The sequence below is a fragment of the Bacillus sp. FSL K6-0994 genome, assembly GCF_038630815.1.
GTDB lineage: Bacteria > Bacillota > Bacilli > Bacillales > Bacillaceae > Bacillus > Bacillus safensis.
In genome coordinates, this window is sequence record NZ_CP152043.1 from 1,621,319 (window position 1) to 1,637,669 (window position 16,351).

Annotated in this window: 13 protein-coding genes; all 13 read left to right on the forward strand. The window is 41.3% G+C overall.

The features are described from left to right. Positions 1-67 precede the first annotated feature (67 nt). The 13 genes from MHB69_RS08250 to MHB69_RS08310 all read left to right on the forward strand — a co-directional run bounded on the left by MHB69_RS08250 (position 68) and on the right by MHB69_RS08310 (position 16,190). A complete protein-coding gene (locus tag MHB69_RS08250) occupies positions 68-544 on the forward strand; it encodes a MarR family transcriptional regulator (RefSeq protein ID WP_046311014.1) in 477 nt (158 codons plus the stop codon). After that, positions 522-3,641 carry an MMPL family transporter gene (locus MHB69_RS08255; protein WP_342496156.1) on the forward strand — a complete coding sequence of 1,040 codons (3,120 nt, stop codon included), beginning with the start codon at positions 522-524 and terminating at the stop codon, positions 3,639-3,641. The genes MHB69_RS08250 and MHB69_RS08255 overlap by 23 nt, the downstream gene beginning before the upstream one ends. A 28-nt stretch (positions 3,642-3,669) precedes the next feature. Continuing rightward, positions 3,670-4,401, forward strand: coding sequence for an SDR family oxidoreductase (locus tag MHB69_RS08260; protein ID WP_342496157.1), 732 nt, complete (start codon positions 3,670-3,672; stop codon positions 4,399-4,401). A 73-nt stretch (positions 4,402-4,474) separates the two neighbouring features. After that, positions 4,475-4,732, forward strand: coding sequence for a DUF3243 domain-containing protein (locus MHB69_RS08265; protein ID WP_041109118.1), 258 nt, complete (start codon positions 4,475-4,477; stop codon positions 4,730-4,732). A gap of 131 nt (positions 4,733-4,863) precedes the next feature. After that, positions 4,864-5,655, forward strand: coding sequence for a DUF3388 domain-containing protein (locus MHB69_RS08270; RefSeq protein WP_003211480.1), 792 nt, complete (start codon positions 4,864-4,866; stop codon positions 5,653-5,655). 23 nt (positions 5,656-5,678) lie between these two features. Next, a complete protein-coding gene (locus MHB69_RS08275) occupies positions 5,679-6,578 on the forward strand; it encodes a RodZ domain-containing protein (protein WP_326136426.1) in 900 nt (299 codons plus the stop codon). Between the two features lie 73 nt (positions 6,579-6,651). Beyond that, positions 6,652-7,233 carry a CDP-diacylglycerol--glycerol-3-phosphate 3-phosphatidyltransferase gene (pgsA, locus tag MHB69_RS08280; protein WP_342496158.1) on the forward strand — a complete coding sequence of 194 codons (582 nt, stop codon included), beginning with the start codon at positions 6,652-6,654 and terminating at the stop codon, positions 7,231-7,233. A gap of 16 nt (positions 7,234-7,249) precedes the next feature. Continuing rightward, positions 7,250-8,500, forward strand: coding sequence for a competence/damage-inducible protein A (locus MHB69_RS08285; RefSeq protein WP_041117442.1), 1,251 nt, complete (start codon positions 7,250-7,252; stop codon positions 8,498-8,500). Positions 8,501-8,677: 177 nt separating this feature from the next. Beyond that, entirely contained in the window at positions 8,678-9,721 is a 1,044-nt protein-coding gene (gene recA, locus MHB69_RS08290; protein WP_034281901.1) for a recombinase RecA, read from the forward strand. A 308-nt stretch (positions 9,722-10,029) separates the two neighbouring features. Further along, entirely contained in the window at positions 10,030-11,592 is a 1,563-nt protein-coding gene (rny, locus tag MHB69_RS08295) for a ribonuclease Y (RefSeq protein WP_003211958.1), read from the forward strand. 90 nt (positions 11,593-11,682) lie between these two features. Beyond that, on the forward strand, positions 11,683-12,477 hold the full coding sequence (locus tag MHB69_RS08300) for a TIGR00282 family metallophosphoesterase (protein ID WP_024424109.1): 795 nt from the start codon (positions 11,683-11,685) through the stop codon (positions 12,475-12,477). A 202-nt stretch (positions 12,478-12,679) separates the two neighbouring features. Continuing rightward, positions 12,680-12,940, forward strand: coding sequence for a stage V sporulation protein SpoVS (spoVS, locus tag MHB69_RS08305; RefSeq protein WP_003211281.1), 261 nt, complete (start codon positions 12,680-12,682; stop codon positions 12,938-12,940). A 202-nt stretch (positions 12,941-13,142) separates the two neighbouring features. Beyond that, positions 13,143-16,190 carry an efflux RND transporter permease subunit gene (locus MHB69_RS08310; RefSeq protein ID WP_342496159.1) on the forward strand — a complete coding sequence of 1,016 codons (3,048 nt, stop codon included), beginning with the start codon at positions 13,143-13,145 and terminating at the stop codon, positions 16,188-16,190. The last annotated feature ends 161 nt before the right edge of the window (positions 16,191-16,351 follow it).

The following is a 16,351-nucleotide window of genomic DNA, read 5'->3' on the forward strand; positions in this document are numbered from 1 at the left end:
GACATTTGTTTTGGATATTAGTTAAACTCTTTAATAGTTAAACACTTAAACTAAAAAGGAGTAGCGTATGGAACAAAATAAAATTGCCCAGCTCATCCAGAGGTATGCAGATGTCTATCTCTGGATGGAGAAAAAAGTCTCGAGTATGATCACTGAAAAGCTTGATAAAGAGCTGACACTTGATCAATATTACTCGCTTCGATACATCAATTTACATCCAGGGTGTACATCTACGGACCTTGCTTATGTATGTAATGTAAACAAAAGTGCTGTAACATCCATGACCAACCGTCTTTTTACGAAAAACTATATTTTTCGTGAACATGATCAAGCTGACAGAAGGAATGTTCACCTGTACGTCACGCCAGAGGGCAAAGAAGTGGTCAGCCGAATGGAAAAGCAGCTTCAAGACCTAGTTCGGTCTTATTTTGAAAAGCTTGAAGAAAAAGAAATGGAATCATTTATTCAAACATATGAAAAGATCTATCAAGTGATCATCGAAGAGGAGGCACAAAGTTCTAATGAGAGCAATCATAAAGGGTAGATGGCTGATCACGATCCTGTGGGTCGTATTAGCGGCAGTGTTACTCATCACCGCTCCTAATATGGCGCAATTAACAAAAGAAAAGGGGCAAATTTCTGTACCAGACGGCTATCCGTCCTCATATGCCAATCAGTTATTAAAGAAAATGTCTGAAAACGGCGATACAGAAAAATCAATCGTCATTGTCTTTCAAGAAAAGAACATTGTGAAAGAAAGAGAAACATCTTTAAAAAAGGCAATGGATATTTTAGAAAAGGATCAAGATCTCCACATAGAGGACATTACTTCTTACTTTGAAGCCAATAAAGATATCAAAAAACAAATGCTCTCTAAAGATCAAACGACACTCCTTGTTCCAGTTACATACGACTCAAACAAAATCAAAGCGTCCGATTTTAAAGAAAGAGTCAATGAAAAGCTGAAAAGCTTAAATCTGAAATTTGAAATGACAGGGCAGCCGTTAATTGATGATGATGTTATTACAAGTTCGCAGGAAGGCCTGAAGAAAACAGAATTCATTACGATTGGGTTTATTCTCGTTGTCCTTATTCTTGTCTTTAGGTCAGCTGTGGCGCCTTTCGTTCCGTTAGTCGCAGTGGCACTGTCTTACTTGGTGAGTCAATCAATCGTAGCTTATTTAGTGAAATATGTAGACTTTCCGCTCTCGACCTTTACTCAGATCTTTATGGTCGCGATCATGTTTGGAATTGGAACGGACTACTGCATACTGCTTCTCAGCCGTTTTAAGGAAGAGATCGCACACGGTAAAGATAAAATTGAGGCGATTCTGATTACGTATAAAACAGCAGGAAAGACCGTCTTATTCAGCGGAATTGCGGTTCTGATCGGTTTTACATGTATTGGCTTGGCACAATTCCAGCTTTATAAATCAGCAGTAGCAGTAGCAGTTGGGGTTGCTGTGCTCATTGTGGCTCTTCTCACGATTGTGCCGTTCTTTATGGCAGTTTTAGGAAAGGTGTTATTTTGGCCGATTAAAGGCGATATTGCCCACCCGCAGTCAAAAATGTGGGAAACAGCAGGCCGTTTTTCATTTAAGAAACCGCTTTTCAGTTTATTAATTGTAGGAATCATTACGCTTCCGCCAATTCTCATGTATAAAGGAACTCTTTCTTATAACAGCTTAGATGAAATTGGTAATAAATACGAATCGGTTAACGCATTCAATACCATTTCTGATAAGTTTGGACCGGGTGAAGCACTTCCGGCAACAGTGGTCGTGAAATCATCTGACGTTTTAGACAATAATGAAGGGCTGATTGCCATTGAAAAACTCAGCCGTGCAATTGAACAAACAGATGGCGTCAGCAAAGTCAGAAGTGCCACCCGTCCTGTCGGTAAAGGGCTGAGTGATCTGTACGTAAAATCACAAGCCAAAGAACTGAACACAGGACTTGATAAAAGCAATGAAGGCTTGAAAAACATCCAAGATGCACTGACGACAATGAGTCAATCCATTGAGGATCAAACGCCGCAAATCAAATCATCAGGAAAAGGCATTAACAAATTGATTTCTGGTACAGAATCTGTGCAAACAGGGATTCAAAATGTTGAAAAATCCTTAAGAAAATTGCAAAACGGCATCGACCAAAATAAAAAAGGTGTAGCAGCCATTAAAGATGAAATCAAAGGTGCAAAAAAGGAATTAATGGCTCAAGTCGCACAAGTGAATCAGCAAGTCTCACTGTATAAAAGCATTTCCAAAGAATTAAAGGCGGCATTAGCGCAAGTGGATACGTCATCCTCTGCCGCAGCAGATGTAAAAGCGTTAATCAAACAAGCAAATACACAATTTAGTACCCTTGAAAAGCAAATCCCGCAGGTAAAAGAAAATCAATCGTATCAAGCGATTAAAGCTTCGTACAATGAACTTTCTGCGACTTTGCAAGAAGGGGCGAAACAGGTAGACAGCTATGCCAAACAAGCGAAAGAAGCTAGAAAGCAGCTTGAAGCAGCTGATGCCTTTATCGCAAAAGCTTCTGAGCAGCAAAAAGTCTTGACAAATCAAATCGATGAACTCATTGCTGGCTTAGATGCAGTTGAAAATGGACTGGATCAAACGTCTAAAGGTCAAGGACAATTAGCTGATAATATGCCAAAGCTTGCAAATGGAGCGGGCGACATCATGAATGGCCAAAAGCAAATGAAAGAAAAGATTGGCGGCTTTGGGGATAACCTGACCAAGCTGACAGACGGTCTGAACAAAAGTGTGAAAGGATTGGAGAAAATTTCAAGCGGCTTAATGGGTGCAGGTGACTACTTAGATGAACTGAAAAATGCACCAGATCAAGATATGACCGGCTGGTTTATTCCAAAAGACGTCTTAAAAAATAAAGCATTCAAGCAAGTATTTGATTCATACATGTCAGATGACCGCAAGATGACAAAAATTGATGTCATTTTAGAGAAAAATCCATATGGAAATGACGCCTTGTCGATAATTAAACAAGTGGAAGCTTCTGTCGAGCGGGCACTTCCTGAAACAAACCTAAAAGATGCGTCATTTGGCGTCTCAGGTGTATCAAGTATGAACGCTGATCTAAAACAGCTGTCAGACCAAGATTTCAATAAGACAGTTCTTTACATGATGATTGGTATTTTCCTTATTTTGGTGATTTTGTTCCGTTCGCTTGTCATGCCGCTGTACTTGGTAGGTTCACTCATATTGACTTACTTTACCGCAATCGGTGTAACTGAATTTATTTTCACCCATTTCTTCGGGTATCCAGGCATTAACTGGGCTGTGCCATTCTTTGGATTTGTCATATTAATGGCGCTCGGAGTCGATTATTCGATTTTCTTAATGGAGCGGTTCAATGAATATAAAACAAAAGACATCCAGTTTGCCATGACTGAATCAATGAAAAATATGGGATCTGTCATTATGTCTGCTGCTGTTATTTTGGCAGGAACATTTGCCGCAATGCTTCCATCCGGTGTGCTGTCTCTCCTGCAGATTGCAACACTTGTCCTCACAGGACTTTTACTGTACGCACTCGTTGTGCTACCATTATTCGTACCTGTGATGGTGAAATTGTTCGGATCAGCCAACTGGTTCCCATTTAAACGAAAAGAATAGGTATTCTATATAGAAAGAAGGAATCAATGTGACGAGTCGTTGGGCGCTGATAACAGGTGCCAGTGGCGGGATTGGGCAGGCAGCTGCCAAAAAGCTTGCCCAAGAAGGCTGCCATGTGATGCTCCATTATTATAAAAATGAACAGGCAGCTGTGCGCCTCGCCGCTCATTTGGATGAGGTATATTCCATTCAAACGCATGTCGTTCAAGCAGATTTATCTAAAACGGGCGGAGCAGATGAGCTTGTCAGCCGTCTGCCGCTCTTTCCAGATATTCTTGTTTTAAATAGCGGCAGGAGCCATGTCGGATTGGTGACAGACACAGAAAAAGACGTATTAGCCAGTATGGTGCAGCTTCATGTCACAAGTCCATATGAGCTTACCCAATCCCTTTTACCTGCCATGATTCAAAAGAAAGCAGGCCATATCATTGCGATCAGCTCGATATGGGGAGAAACGGGAGCATCGTGTGAAGTGCTGTACAGCATGGTCAAAGGTGCGCAAAATGCATTTATAAAAGGATTAGCAAAAGAGCTTGCTCCAAGTGGAATTAGAGCAAATGCTGTCTCGCCAGGTGCTGTCAAAACAGACATGATGAATCGTTTTACGCAGGAAGACATCGCGATGCTGGAAGAAGAAATTCCGCTTGGCCGGCTTGCATCGCCTGAGGAGGTTGCAGATGTCATCTGGTTTCTCGCCTCAAAACAGTCAAGTTATATCACAGGTCAAATTTTATCTGTCAATGGCGGCTGGTACTGTTAAAAAACGTGTATAATTCGTCTCTCCATGACAAAAGCTATGGCTGTAATTCATCTTTTCGAATGGAGGAATCGACATGTCTGTACTTGAGAACTGGGACCATTGGAAAAACTTTTTAGGTGATCGCTTAAATCATGCGCAGGATAAAGGTTTAGAAGGTGAGACCATCAATAACCTTGCGTATGAAATTGGCGGATATCTAGCTAACGAAGTTGAGGCAAAGAACGAGCAGGAAAGAGTACTTGCTGACCTTTGGAGCGTTGCATCAGAAGATGAGCAGCGTGCCATTGCAAATATGATGGTCAAGCTGGTTGAAAATAATAGCTCGCACTAAACAAAAAGAGAGGTCGTTTGTGCCTCTCTTTTTATTTTAACCGTTTCACAACATTGTGCTTTCTAAAAATGTGAAAATGCTTTATGATAAAGGAAGGTAAAAATTTGCCACAATGAAGGGGGTAATATCATTTGGCAAAGCTCGAATGGTATTTTGAATATGAGATACAGGTAAACCGTCCCGGACTTTTAGGAGACATTTCTTCTCTAATGGGGATGCTTTCAATTAATATTGTGACAATCAATGGTGTTGATGTATCAAGACGCGGAATGCTTTTACGCTGTGACCACACAGATCAAATTAAGCGGCTTGAATCAATTTTAAATACAATGGAAACGATAAAAGTAACGAAATTAAGACAGCCGAAGCTTCGTGACCGCTTAGCTGTTCGTCATGGAAGATACATACAGCGTGATGCGGATGACAAAAAGACGTTCCGTTTTGAAAGAGACGAGCTCGGTCTTCTTGTTGATTTTATGGCTGAACTCTTTAAAAAAGAAGGACATAAATTGATTGGGATTCGCGGAATGCCGCGTGTCGGAAAAACAGAATCAATTGTGGCTTCAAGTGTTTGTGCAAGCAAGAGATGGCTGTTTGTATCATCAACTCTTTTGAAACAGACGATCCGAAGTCAGCTGATCGCAGATGAATACAGCCCAGATAACGTCTTTATTATTGATGGGATTGTGTCGACAAGAAGAGGTTCTGAGAAGCATTTGCAGCTTTTAAGGGAAATTATGAGACTGCCGGCAACGAAGGTGGTCGAGCATCCAGACATCTTTATTCAAAATTCAGAATATACAATGGATGATTTCGACTATATCATTGAATTGCGGAATAGCGCAGACGAAGAAATTACATATGAACACGCTGAAGAACCACAAGTGTTTGATCATTCTGGTTTTTCCGGCTTCGATTTTTAATATGGTAATGGTAGGTGTTTGTTTTGACTGAATTGGGAAAACGGCTCGTTGAGGCCAGAGAGGAAAAAGGGATGTCGCTGGAGGATCTGATGGCGGCTACCAAGATCCAAAAGCGCTATTTGCTAGCAATCGAACAAGGAAACTATGATATTATTCCAGGTAAATTTTACGTCAGAGCGTTTATTAAACAATATGCCGAAGCCGTTGGACTGAATCCTGAACAATTGTTCGAAGAATTTCGTAAAGATGTTCCAAGCACGTATAACGATGAAGTATCTGATAAATTATCGAATATTAAGCCGCAAAGAGAGTTGCCAAAGCCTGCCTCGAAAGTGCTTGAACTATTGCCGACAATTTTAATTATTGGAGGCATCATTGTGGTCATCGCCATCATTTATGTGATCGTGCAGGCGGTCAATCATGATAGCGGACAGAAGAATAATCAGGCGGCCCCTCAGCAATCAGAATCTAAATATGAAGTATCTGAGGATTCATCTCTTGCAAAAGATCAAAAGAAAAAAGAAAAAGCTTCGTCAGATGATAAAGAAAAATCATCTAAAAAAGATGATTCATCAAAAGACGATGAAACGGTATCTTTAAAGGCGACGAATACAGAAGGCTCGACAACAACGTATGAAGTATCAGGTGCAGACGAAATGGAGTTAAAAATTTCTGCCTCGCAAGCTTCATGGCTGCGCGTAAGAGACAAATCTGGAAAAGTGCTGAAGATGGGTGAACTAAAAGATGGCGAATCGTTTAAAACAGACCTGTCTGAGCTTTCTCAGGTCGATATCCGTCTAGGCAATGCGTCTGGAATTAATATCAAGATAAATGACGAGACACTTAAGTACGAATTAGACCCTAAGAACACCATGACACAAAACATTGTGATTGTGAATAAAGGAAAGGAAAAGTCATCTTAAGCAAGTAGATGACTTTTCTTTTGTTCCTACTATTATATACATAAAAAATTGCATTATTGGAGGATTGGATTTCATGTTTAACTTACCGAATAAAATAACCCTTTCTAGGATCGCCTTGATCCCTGTTTTTATGATCATTATGCTTGCACCGTTAGATTGGGGTGTTGCACGCTTTGGCGACGTCAGCATCGAAGTGACGCACATTGTTGGAGCGATCCTGTTTATTATCGCTTCAACAACTGACTGGATTGATGGATACTACGCACGTAAGCTTAATTTAGTGACGAACTTTGGTAAATTTTTAGATCCGCTTGCAGATAAATTGCTTGTTTCAGCTGCTTTAATTATACTTGTTCAATACAACCTCACACCGGCATGGATGGCGATTGTGATTATCAGCCGTGAATTTGCTGTAACAGGTCTAAGGCTTGTTTTAGCCGGAGGCGGTGAAGTGGTGGCGGCGAATATGCTTGGAAAAGTGAAGACATGGGCGCAAATCATTGCGATTTCAGCACTTTTACTGCATAACCTGCCGTTTGAACTTGTATCATTCCCGTTTGGTGATCTAGCGATGTGGGTAGCGGTGTTCTTCACTGTTGTCTCAGGCTGGGATTACTTTGCAAAAAACTGGGAAGCTTTAAAGAATTCTAACTAAAAAGGACGTGTACGCTTTGAAGTCAGAGAGAAAAGCAGAAATTATTGCAGTCGGTTCCGAACTATTGCTAGGGCAAATTACGAATACGAATGCACAATTCATCAGCAAACAACTAGCCGAAATTGGTGTGAATGTTTATTACCATACAGCAGTTGGTGACAATCCAGAGCGTTTAAAACAGGCCATTCAGGTGGCGCAGGAAAGATCTAATTTTATTATCTTCTCAGGTGGTCTTGGACCAACCAAAGATGACTTAACAAAAGAAACCATTGCGAGCTCGCTTGGGAAAGAGCTTGTACTAAATGAAGAAGCATTTGAATCGATTCAAGACTACTTTCTAAAGACCGGACGCGTTATGTCACCGAACAACCGTAAGCAGGCACTCGTTCTAGAAGGGTCTGATGTGCTCGTGAACCGTTTCGGGATGGCCCCGGGTATGTTTGTTCAAGAAGACGATACGTTTTATATGCTTCTTCCTGGACCGCCAAGTGAATTGCACCCGATGTTTGAAAACGAGGCAAAGCCGCTGATTTCTGAGAAACTTGGCTTAAAGGAAAAGATCGTGTCTGTTGTTCTGCGCTTCTTCGGAATCGGTGAATCGCAGCTTGAAACAGACCTAGAAGATTTAATTGACGCTCAAACCAATCCGACAATTGCACCACTCGCATCTGACGGTGAAGTGACGCTAAGGCTGACTGCTAAGCATGAGGATGAAAAAGAAACAGAGCGTCTGTTAAAAGAAACAGAAGCGCAAATTTTGGCGCGGGTAGGTGAGTACTTCTACGGATATGGGGATACATCACTTGTCCGCGAAGCATCCAAAGCCTTGCACGAGCACGGAAAAACAGTAGCAGCAGCAGAAAGCCTGACTGGCGGAATGTTCTCCGAATGGCTGACAGATCTCGAAGGAGCATCATCCATTTTGAACGGAAGTGTGGTTTGTTATACAAACCAAGTCAAGCAGCAGGTACTTGGCTGCCGGGAGGAAACATTGTCTTCTCATGGTGCTGTCAGCAAAGAGTGTGCTTTAGAGCTTGCTGAAGGAGTTAGAAAGCTGACCGGAAGTGATATTGGCATTAGCTTTACGGGTGTAGCAGGACCTGATACCCAAGAGGGTCAGCCTGTTGGAAAAGTGTTCATTGGACTATCTACGAAAGACCAGACGGACGTGTTTGAATGGATGTTTACAGGCAGCCGGTCGGGCATTCGAAAGCGTGCTGTGAAATATGGTCTGCATCACTTACTCAACTTATTAAAAGAGAGTTAATTTTGTTTTTTGTTAGGTTTACTCCTTTATAAAAGTGCGTTTTTTCTAATAGAAAATACTCTTTTCTTAAAAAATCTGCCAAGAAAAAATCGAATATGTGTTCGTTTTTTTCTTGGCAAATGACGTAAAACAAGGTATAGTATAGATAGTGGAATTGATAAAGGAGGAAACAATAGAATGAGTGATCGTCAAGCAGCCTTAGATATGGCTCTTAAACAAATAGAAAAACAGTTTGGTAAAGGCTCTATTATGAAACTAGGAGAGCAAACAGATACACGTATTTCAACAGTACCTAGTGGTTCGTTAGCACTTGATACTGCGCTTGGAATAGGCGGATATCCCCGCGGCCGTATTATCGAAGTATATGGTCCAGAGAGTTCTGGTAAAACGACAGTAGCCCTTCATGCCATTGCTGAAGTTCAGCAGCAGGGAGGACAAGCTGCATTTATTGATGCAGAGCATGCACTCGATCCAGTTTACGCTCAAAAACTAGGTGTCAACATTGATGAACTGTTACTTTCTCAGCCGGATACAGGAGAGCAAGCACTTGAAATTGCAGAAGCTCTTGTCCGAAGCGGGGCAGTTGATATTGTTGTTATTGACTCTGTAGCTGCTCTTGTACCAAAAGCAGAGATTGAAGGAGACATGGGTGATTCACACGTTGGTCTTCAAGCACGTTTGATGTCCCAAGCGCTCCGTAAACTATCAGGTGCCATCAACAAATCAAAAACAATTGCCATCTTTATCAACCAAATTCGTGAAAAAGTTGGTGTCATGTTTGGTAACCCTGAAACAACGCCTGGTGGACGTGCGCTGAAGTTCTATTCGTCTGTTCGTTTAGAAGTGCGCCGTGCTGAACAGCTGAAACAAGGCAATGACATTATGGGGAATAAAACGAGAATTAAAGTGGTCAAAAACAAAGTAGCACCTCCATTCCGTATTGCCGAAGTAGACATTATGTACGGTGAAGGGATCTCAAAAGAGGGAGAAATCATCGACCTTGGAAGCGAGCTGGATATCGTACAAAAGAGCGGTGCTTGGTATTCTTACCAAGAGGAACGTCTTGGACAAGGCCGTGAAAATGCGAAACAGTTCCTAAAAGAAAATAAAGATATCATGCTGATGATCCAGGAGCAAATTCGCGAACACTACGGTTTGGATACAAACGGAGTGAAAGCAGCTGAAGAAGAAGGACAAGAAGAATTGGAGTTTAATGACTAAAAAGACTAAAAGACGCTGAAAAGCGTCTTTTTTTTACATTTACATGACAGCTGGCAGGTCAAAAGTTCTGTCTTTGCTTGAAATAACGACTTACGCCTCAGTCTGACTAGCTTGACAAGTATTTCCGACACAATTACAATGGGAATGTATCACTTGTTTTTCTTAACATGATTGATAACTAATTTAAACTTGACAAGGGCAGTGAGGATCTCATTCCCTGTGAAGGCCCTGTATGTTGAGACACAAAACAATGTACATGCCGACACTTTATTTGTAAAACCAAGTTCATAGCAAGAGGAGGTGAAAATATGTCGCCTACGATGTTTACGATCATCTCCATTTTGCTGAGCCTAATCTGTTTAGTTGTTGGCTACTTTGTTCGTAAAACCATTGCAGAAGCAAAAATATCCGGCGCAAGAAACATGGCCGAACAAATTGTTGAGGATGCAAAGCGTGATGCGGAAGCATTGAAGAAAGAAGCGCTCTTGGAAGCGAAAGATGAAATTCATTCGTTTCGTGTAGAGGCGGAGCAAGAAGTTCGTGAAAGACGAAATGAGCTTCAAAGACAAGAAAACCGTTTACTTCAAAAAGAGGAAAATCTTGATCGCAAAGACGAATCTTTAGATAAACGGGAGTCCCTGTTGGAGAAGAGAGATCATTCTCTGAATGAACGACAACAACATATTGAAGAGATGGAAAGCAAAGTGGATGATATGATTCGTTTGCAGAAAGCCGAGTTGGAACGTATTTCAAGTCTAACTCGAGATGAAGCGAAACAAATCATTCTGGATCAAGTTGAAAATGAGCTTTCCCACGACATTGCAGTCATGACGAAAGAATCTGAAAACCGAGCGAAAGAAGAGGCTGACAAAAAGGCGAAAAATATTCTTTCACTTGCGTTACAGCGTTGTGCAGCTGATCATGTGGCTGAAACAACGGTATCTGTAGTCAATCTTCCAAATGATGAGATGAAAGGTCGTATTATCGGACGTGAAGGACGAAATATCCGTACGTTAGAAACGTTAACAGGTATTGACTTGATCATAGATGATACACCTGAAGCTGTTATACTATCGGGCTTTGATCCGATTAGACGTGAAACAGCGAGGATAGCTCTGGACAAGCTAGTCCAGGATGGCCGCATTCATCCTGCACGAATTGAAGAAATGGTGGAAAAATCACGCCGTGAAGTCGATGATTATATCCGCGAGATGGGTGAACAAACGACATTCGAAGTCGGAGTTCACGGTCTGCATCCGGATCTGATCAAAATTCTCGGCCGCTTAAAATTCCGTACAAGTTATGGACAAAATGTCCTGAAGCATTCAATTGAGGTTGCACATCTTGCAGGTCTCATGGCTTCAGAGCTTGGAGAAGATGCAAAGCTTGCAAAACGAGCAGGTCTTCTGCATGACATTGGAAAAGCCATTGATCATGAAGTAGAAGGAAGCCACGTAGAAATTGGCGTTGAGCTTGCGACGAAATATAAAGAGCATCCTGTTGTCATCAACAGTATTGCCTCTCACCACGGTGACCAAGAACCGACATCTATAATCGCTGTTCTTGTTGCGGCAGCTGATGCATTATCTGCAGCACGCCCTGGTGCAAGAAGTGAGACGCTTGAAAATTACATTCGGAGACTTGAGAAATTAGAAGATATCTCTGAATCTTATGAAGGTGTTGAAAAATCGTTTGCGATACAGGCTGGACGTGAAGTACGTATTATGGTGAAGCCAGATTCAATTAATGATCTTGAAGCTCACCGTCTAGCAAGGGATATTCGTAAGCGAATTGAGGACGAGCTCGATTACCCTGGTCACATTAAAGTGACAGTCATTCGAGAAACTCGCGCAGTAGAGTATGCAAAATAGAGCGGTGCGCTTAGCGCCGCTTTATTTTTTTGTGTAAATATGCAACACTGATAAGAAGATCAATTTAAAAGAGAAAGGGTTCAAAAGCGCATGAAAATATTATTTGTTGGAGATATCGTCGGTTCACCTGGCAGAGACACACTGAAAGAATACTTGCCAAAGCTGAAGAAAAAATATCAGCCGCACTTTACCATTGTCAACGGAGAAAATGCTGCTCACGGGAAAGGTCTAACTGAAAAAATCTATCATGAGTTGCTGCAAGCAGGAGCTGATGTGCTCACAATGGGTAACCATACATGGGATAAAAGAGACATTTTCGATTTCATCGATGATGCAGCAAATATGGTCCGACCTGCTAACTTCCCAGAAGGCACACCTGGAAAGGGTCTCACCTTTATTAAAAAACAAGGAAAAGAATTGGCTGTCATCAACCTGCAAGGACGTACGTTTTTACCGCCAATTGACTGCCCATTTCAAAAAGTAGATGAATTAATTGCGGAAGCATCCAAACGGACACCGTTTATTTTTATTGATTTTCATGGTGAAGCCACAAGTGAAAAGCAGGCGATGGGCTGGTATACAGACGGCCGTGCATCATGTGTCGTTGGAACGCATACACATGTTCAAACAGCAGATAACCGCGTATTGCCTAAAGGAACTGCGTATATTTCAGATGTCGGGATGACAGGACCTTATGATGGCATTTTAGGTGTTGACCGAGAAACGATCATTAAACGATTCAAAACAAGTCTCCCAGTCCGGTTTGAAATTGCAGAAGGCCGCACGACGTTAAGTGCAGTAATCGTAGAAATTGACGAACAGTCGAAAAAAGCTGTCAAAATTGATCGAATTTTGATAAATGATGACCATATTTTCTTTGAATAAATGTTCACATATTTATTTCAGAAAAATATTAATCAGAAAGAAGGAATATGCGCCCTCTATCGTGAATATAGTAAAAATGGTAGGTAGCCTGCTATTTTTGAAAAACATTTTGGGGATGGATTTTCAAAAAAATAGCATCATCTAACAAAGATTGTTCTAATGAACACTCACTTATCCATTGTAAATTTAAGGGGGAGCAGAAATGGAAATTTTAAAAGTTTCAGCAAAGTCAAATCCGAATTCAGTAGCAGGAGCATTAGCCGGCGTTTTACGTGAACGCGGTGCAGCGGAAATACAAGCAATCGGCGCTGGAGCACTGAATCAGGCGGTTAAGGCTGTCGCCATTGCAAGGGGATTTGTCGCGCCAAGCGGAGTGGATTTGATATGCATTCCAGCCTTTACTGACATTCTGATCGATGGAGAAGAAAGAACAGCCATCAAATTGATTGTTGAGCCACGATAATTCTAATTTTATTATTTTCAACCTGCTTACATCATGTAAGCAGGTTGTTTTTGTTTACCGCTATACATTTCTTATATAACATATTCAGTTCGTGAAATAGATAAAAATGACATATTAGAGCTTGCATTTTTTCACCATGATGATAAATTAAGATTAAGTTGAATTTACTTCATCAAAAATAAATATTTAAGTAGGTGAAATAATGTTCGAAGCTTTTTTGAAAAGAGGAAAGCTAGTTTTTATTTTATTTTTTATCGTTCTCATTGCTGGCGGCTATTTATTCGCGCAGCTTCCTAAACGAGAACTGCCAGAATTCGAGGCGAATCTCGTCACGATTTCTACCGTTTTTCCTGGTGCAGATGCAAAACAGGTGGAAAGAGATGTCACCAATAAACTGGAATCAGCCCTATCTGATATCAACGGTGTAGAGAAAACGAGCTCGGTTTCAGCCATTGGTTTCTCAAATATTGTGATTGAAATTGAGGACCAAGCCGACTTTCAAAAGGCGGCAAGTCAAATTAAGAATGAAACCACAAGTGCTGCGTCGTCTTTTCCTGATGGGGTGATGGAGCCGGAAGTAAAGGATGAATTTGGCAGCGTGCCGGTTGGTTCTTATATGATTGTGTCGAGTGAATCATCGGACTTAGCAAAGAGTCAGAAATCGCTGCGTGCATTGAAGGAAAAAGTGGAGGACATCAAAGGGGTAGACAGTGTCGTTATCAAAGGCTTCAATGACAAACAAGCGATATTAAACTTAGATTCAAACAAGCTGGAGGGTGAAGGGCTCAATGTAACTGATGTCACAAATGCCATCAATCAGGAATTTGACACATCTCCACTAGGCGATATTCGGGCAGGCAAAGAGAAGGTGAAGCTGTCCATCGATACATATGACCGCTTAGATCAGGTTAAAAAGATTGAGCTTTTTTCTAAAACGAAAAGAGAGCCGGTCACAATTAGTCAGCTTGGCAGTTTAAAAGAAGTAGAAAAACAGAAAAGTGATATTGTGTCGTATAACGGAAAGCCCGCTTATTCATTTACTGTGAATATTAAACCAGGACTTGATATTCCTAAAATGTATGACAAAGTCAGTGATGTCATTGAGAAAGAAAAGCAGCTGCCAAATGGGGTGGAGTGGGTAGACTACTATTCACAAAAAAGTGAAGTGGATACCATTTTCAATGATTTAATAAAAGAAGCCATTGTTGCGGTCATTGCTGTCATAATTGTTACCACACTTGGACTCACGATTGGCGGGGCGTTTATCGTTTCACTAGCCATTCCGCTATCGATTACAATTGGAACGATTCCACTGCCATTTTTACAAGTGGACCTCAATCAAATTTCGATCATCGGCTTTATTATTGCCTTAGGGATACTTGTCGATGATGCCATTGTCGTCAATGATAATATTTTAAGACAAATGAAAAAATACGAAAGTCCGCTTAAAGGAACAATTGCAGGAGTGAAAGAAGTCGCAGGATCCATTTTGACATCAACACTAGCTGTTGTATTTGCCTTCCTGCCGCTTGTTTTCCTATCAGGTGCAAACGGTTCATTTATTCGGGCATTACCGTCTGTTCTAGTTACGACTGTGCTTGCATCCATGGTGATTTCTCTGACACTTGTACCGGTCTATCAATATACTGTGAACAACCGGAAAAGAAAGAACAAAAACAGTCAAAAAGAGCCGGGATTCCTAGGGAAACCATTAAAAAGGCTGGCTGATTTCTATGCAGACCGTGTGCTGACAAACATTGTGAAGCGGCCGCTCGTTATTGGACTAAGTGGTTTGCTCGTTGCAACGCTTGCTTTTTTACTTATTTTCGTCACACCATTTGAATTTTTCCCTGCGGCGAATAAGAAAGAAGTGGTCGTCACTGTCACACTTCCAAGTGAAACAACACTAGACAAAACAAATGAAACACTAAAGAAAATAGAACAAGAGATCAAACGGCAAAAAGGCATTGAAGAAACGGCGATTTTTGCAGGCGGCGGTGTGCCGAACCTGTTTAATGAAAGTATTTCAAATGCAAGTGACCATACAGGTCAGGTTGTCGTGAGAGTAGACAATGATCAGATAACTAGTAAGGCATTGATAGATCGTATGACTGAGCCTTTGCGAGAGAATTTCAATGAGGCAGAAATCTTTATGAAAACCATTGTTCAAGGGCCGCCAGCTGGAGCGCCAGTGACAGTAACGGTTGCGGGTGAATCTTTTTCAAAGCTCATTGATGTCAAAGAAACGCTGACAAATGAAATGAAAGACAAAGGGGCAAGTTTGATTACGGACGATGTCAATCAGCCGGTGAAAACGATCTCCTTTGAATTAAACCGTGAGCGGATGGCAGAGGATGGGCTCAGTGCTCAGTTTGTCAGCAGACAGCTTGGTCTTGTGACAGAAGGAATTCCATTAGGTACCTTTCAACAAGGAACAAATGATATCGATTTAGTGGTGAAACAGGATATAGGCACACATCAAAATGGTTTAAAGCTAAAAAAAATGAATGTGCCTGTGAAGACAAATGAAGGCGGTATGCCTCAACTTGAGCCGCTTAGCCGATATGTAAAAGAAAAAGAAACAGAGCAGTATGAAAGCATTCCACATGAAAATGGAGTGCCGACCATTACGCTGAAGGCGTATCCCGGTGCATCAGATTCGTTTAAAGACGATATGAAAGAAGTCGTCAATCAAGTAGGAAAAAGCGCTGCAGCGAAGGATTTGACCATTTCACAAGGTGGAGAAAATGAAAATCAGACCCAGTTCTTTATTGAAATTAGTCTCTTATTTGCAGTTGTCTTGCTGCTCATTTATGTGACCATCGCATTCCAGTTCAATTCATTGATGCTTCCGCTGTTAGTTCTAGGAACGGTTTACTTAGCCGTATCAGGAGCCATTATCGGACTATTTGTTACACAAACACCATTCAGCTTTATGGCAACAATGGGAATTGTCTCATTGGCTGGTATTGTCGTCCGAAATGCGGTCGTCCTCTTCGAATTTATTGAGCAGCGGCGCAAGCAAGGGTTTGATCAACAGACAGCTGTCATTGAAGCAGGAAGAGCAAGGATTAAGCCGATTCTCTTAACAGCATTTACGGCACTTGTTGCACTAATGCCTGTTGCATTAAGTCATGATCCACTCTTTAAGCCGCTGGCAATCTGCATTGTATCAGGTGTGTTTTTCTCAACAATTCTGACATTATTCATTGTGCCAGCCCTATATGTTGCCGTTTCAAAGAAACGCTGACGATGAAAGCAAATCTCCGATCGAAAGGAGATTTGCTTTTTTTTAGAAAAATATCCAAAAAAATATGTGGGGTGTTCATTTGTATTTATCTGGTGGACAGTGGTATTTACGACTAAAATAAGTCGTGTTAAAATCTGATTGGGAGAAGTTTTTTAACAAAG

What these genes read in the sequence shown, in the direction of transcription:
- MHB69_RS08265 (WP_041109118.1), top strand. Translation starts at nt 4,475, where the DNA reads ATGTCTGTACTTGAGAACTGGGACCATTGGAAAAACTTTTTAGGTGAT.
- MHB69_RS08250 (WP_046311014.1), top strand. Translation starts at nt 68, where the DNA reads ATGGAACAAAATAAAATTGCCCAGCTCATCCAGAGGTATGCAGATGTC.
- MHB69_RS08310 (WP_342496159.1), top strand. Translation starts at nt 13,143, where the DNA reads ATGTTCGAAGCTTTTTTGAAAAGAGGAAAGCTAGTTTTTATTTTATTT.
- rny (WP_003211958.1), top strand. Translation starts at nt 10,030, where the DNA reads ATGTCGCCTACGATGTTTACGATCATCTCCATTTTGCTGAGCCTAATC.
- MHB69_RS08300 (WP_024424109.1), top strand. Translation starts at nt 11,683, where the DNA reads ATGAAAATATTATTTGTTGGAGATATCGTCGGTTCACCTGGCAGAGAC.
- spoVS (WP_003211281.1), top strand. Translation starts at nt 12,680, where the DNA reads ATGGAAATTTTAAAAGTTTCAGCAAAGTCAAATCCGAATTCAGTAGCA.
- recA (WP_034281901.1), top strand. Translation starts at nt 8,678, where the DNA reads ATGAGTGATCGTCAAGCAGCCTTAGATATGGCTCTTAAACAAATAGAA.
- pgsA (WP_342496158.1), top strand. Translation starts at nt 6,652, where the DNA reads ATGTTTAACTTACCGAATAAAATAACCCTTTCTAGGATCGCCTTGATC.
- MHB69_RS08255 (WP_342496156.1), top strand. Translation starts at nt 522, where the DNA reads ATGAGAGCAATCATAAAGGGTAGATGGCTGATCACGATCCTGTGGGTC.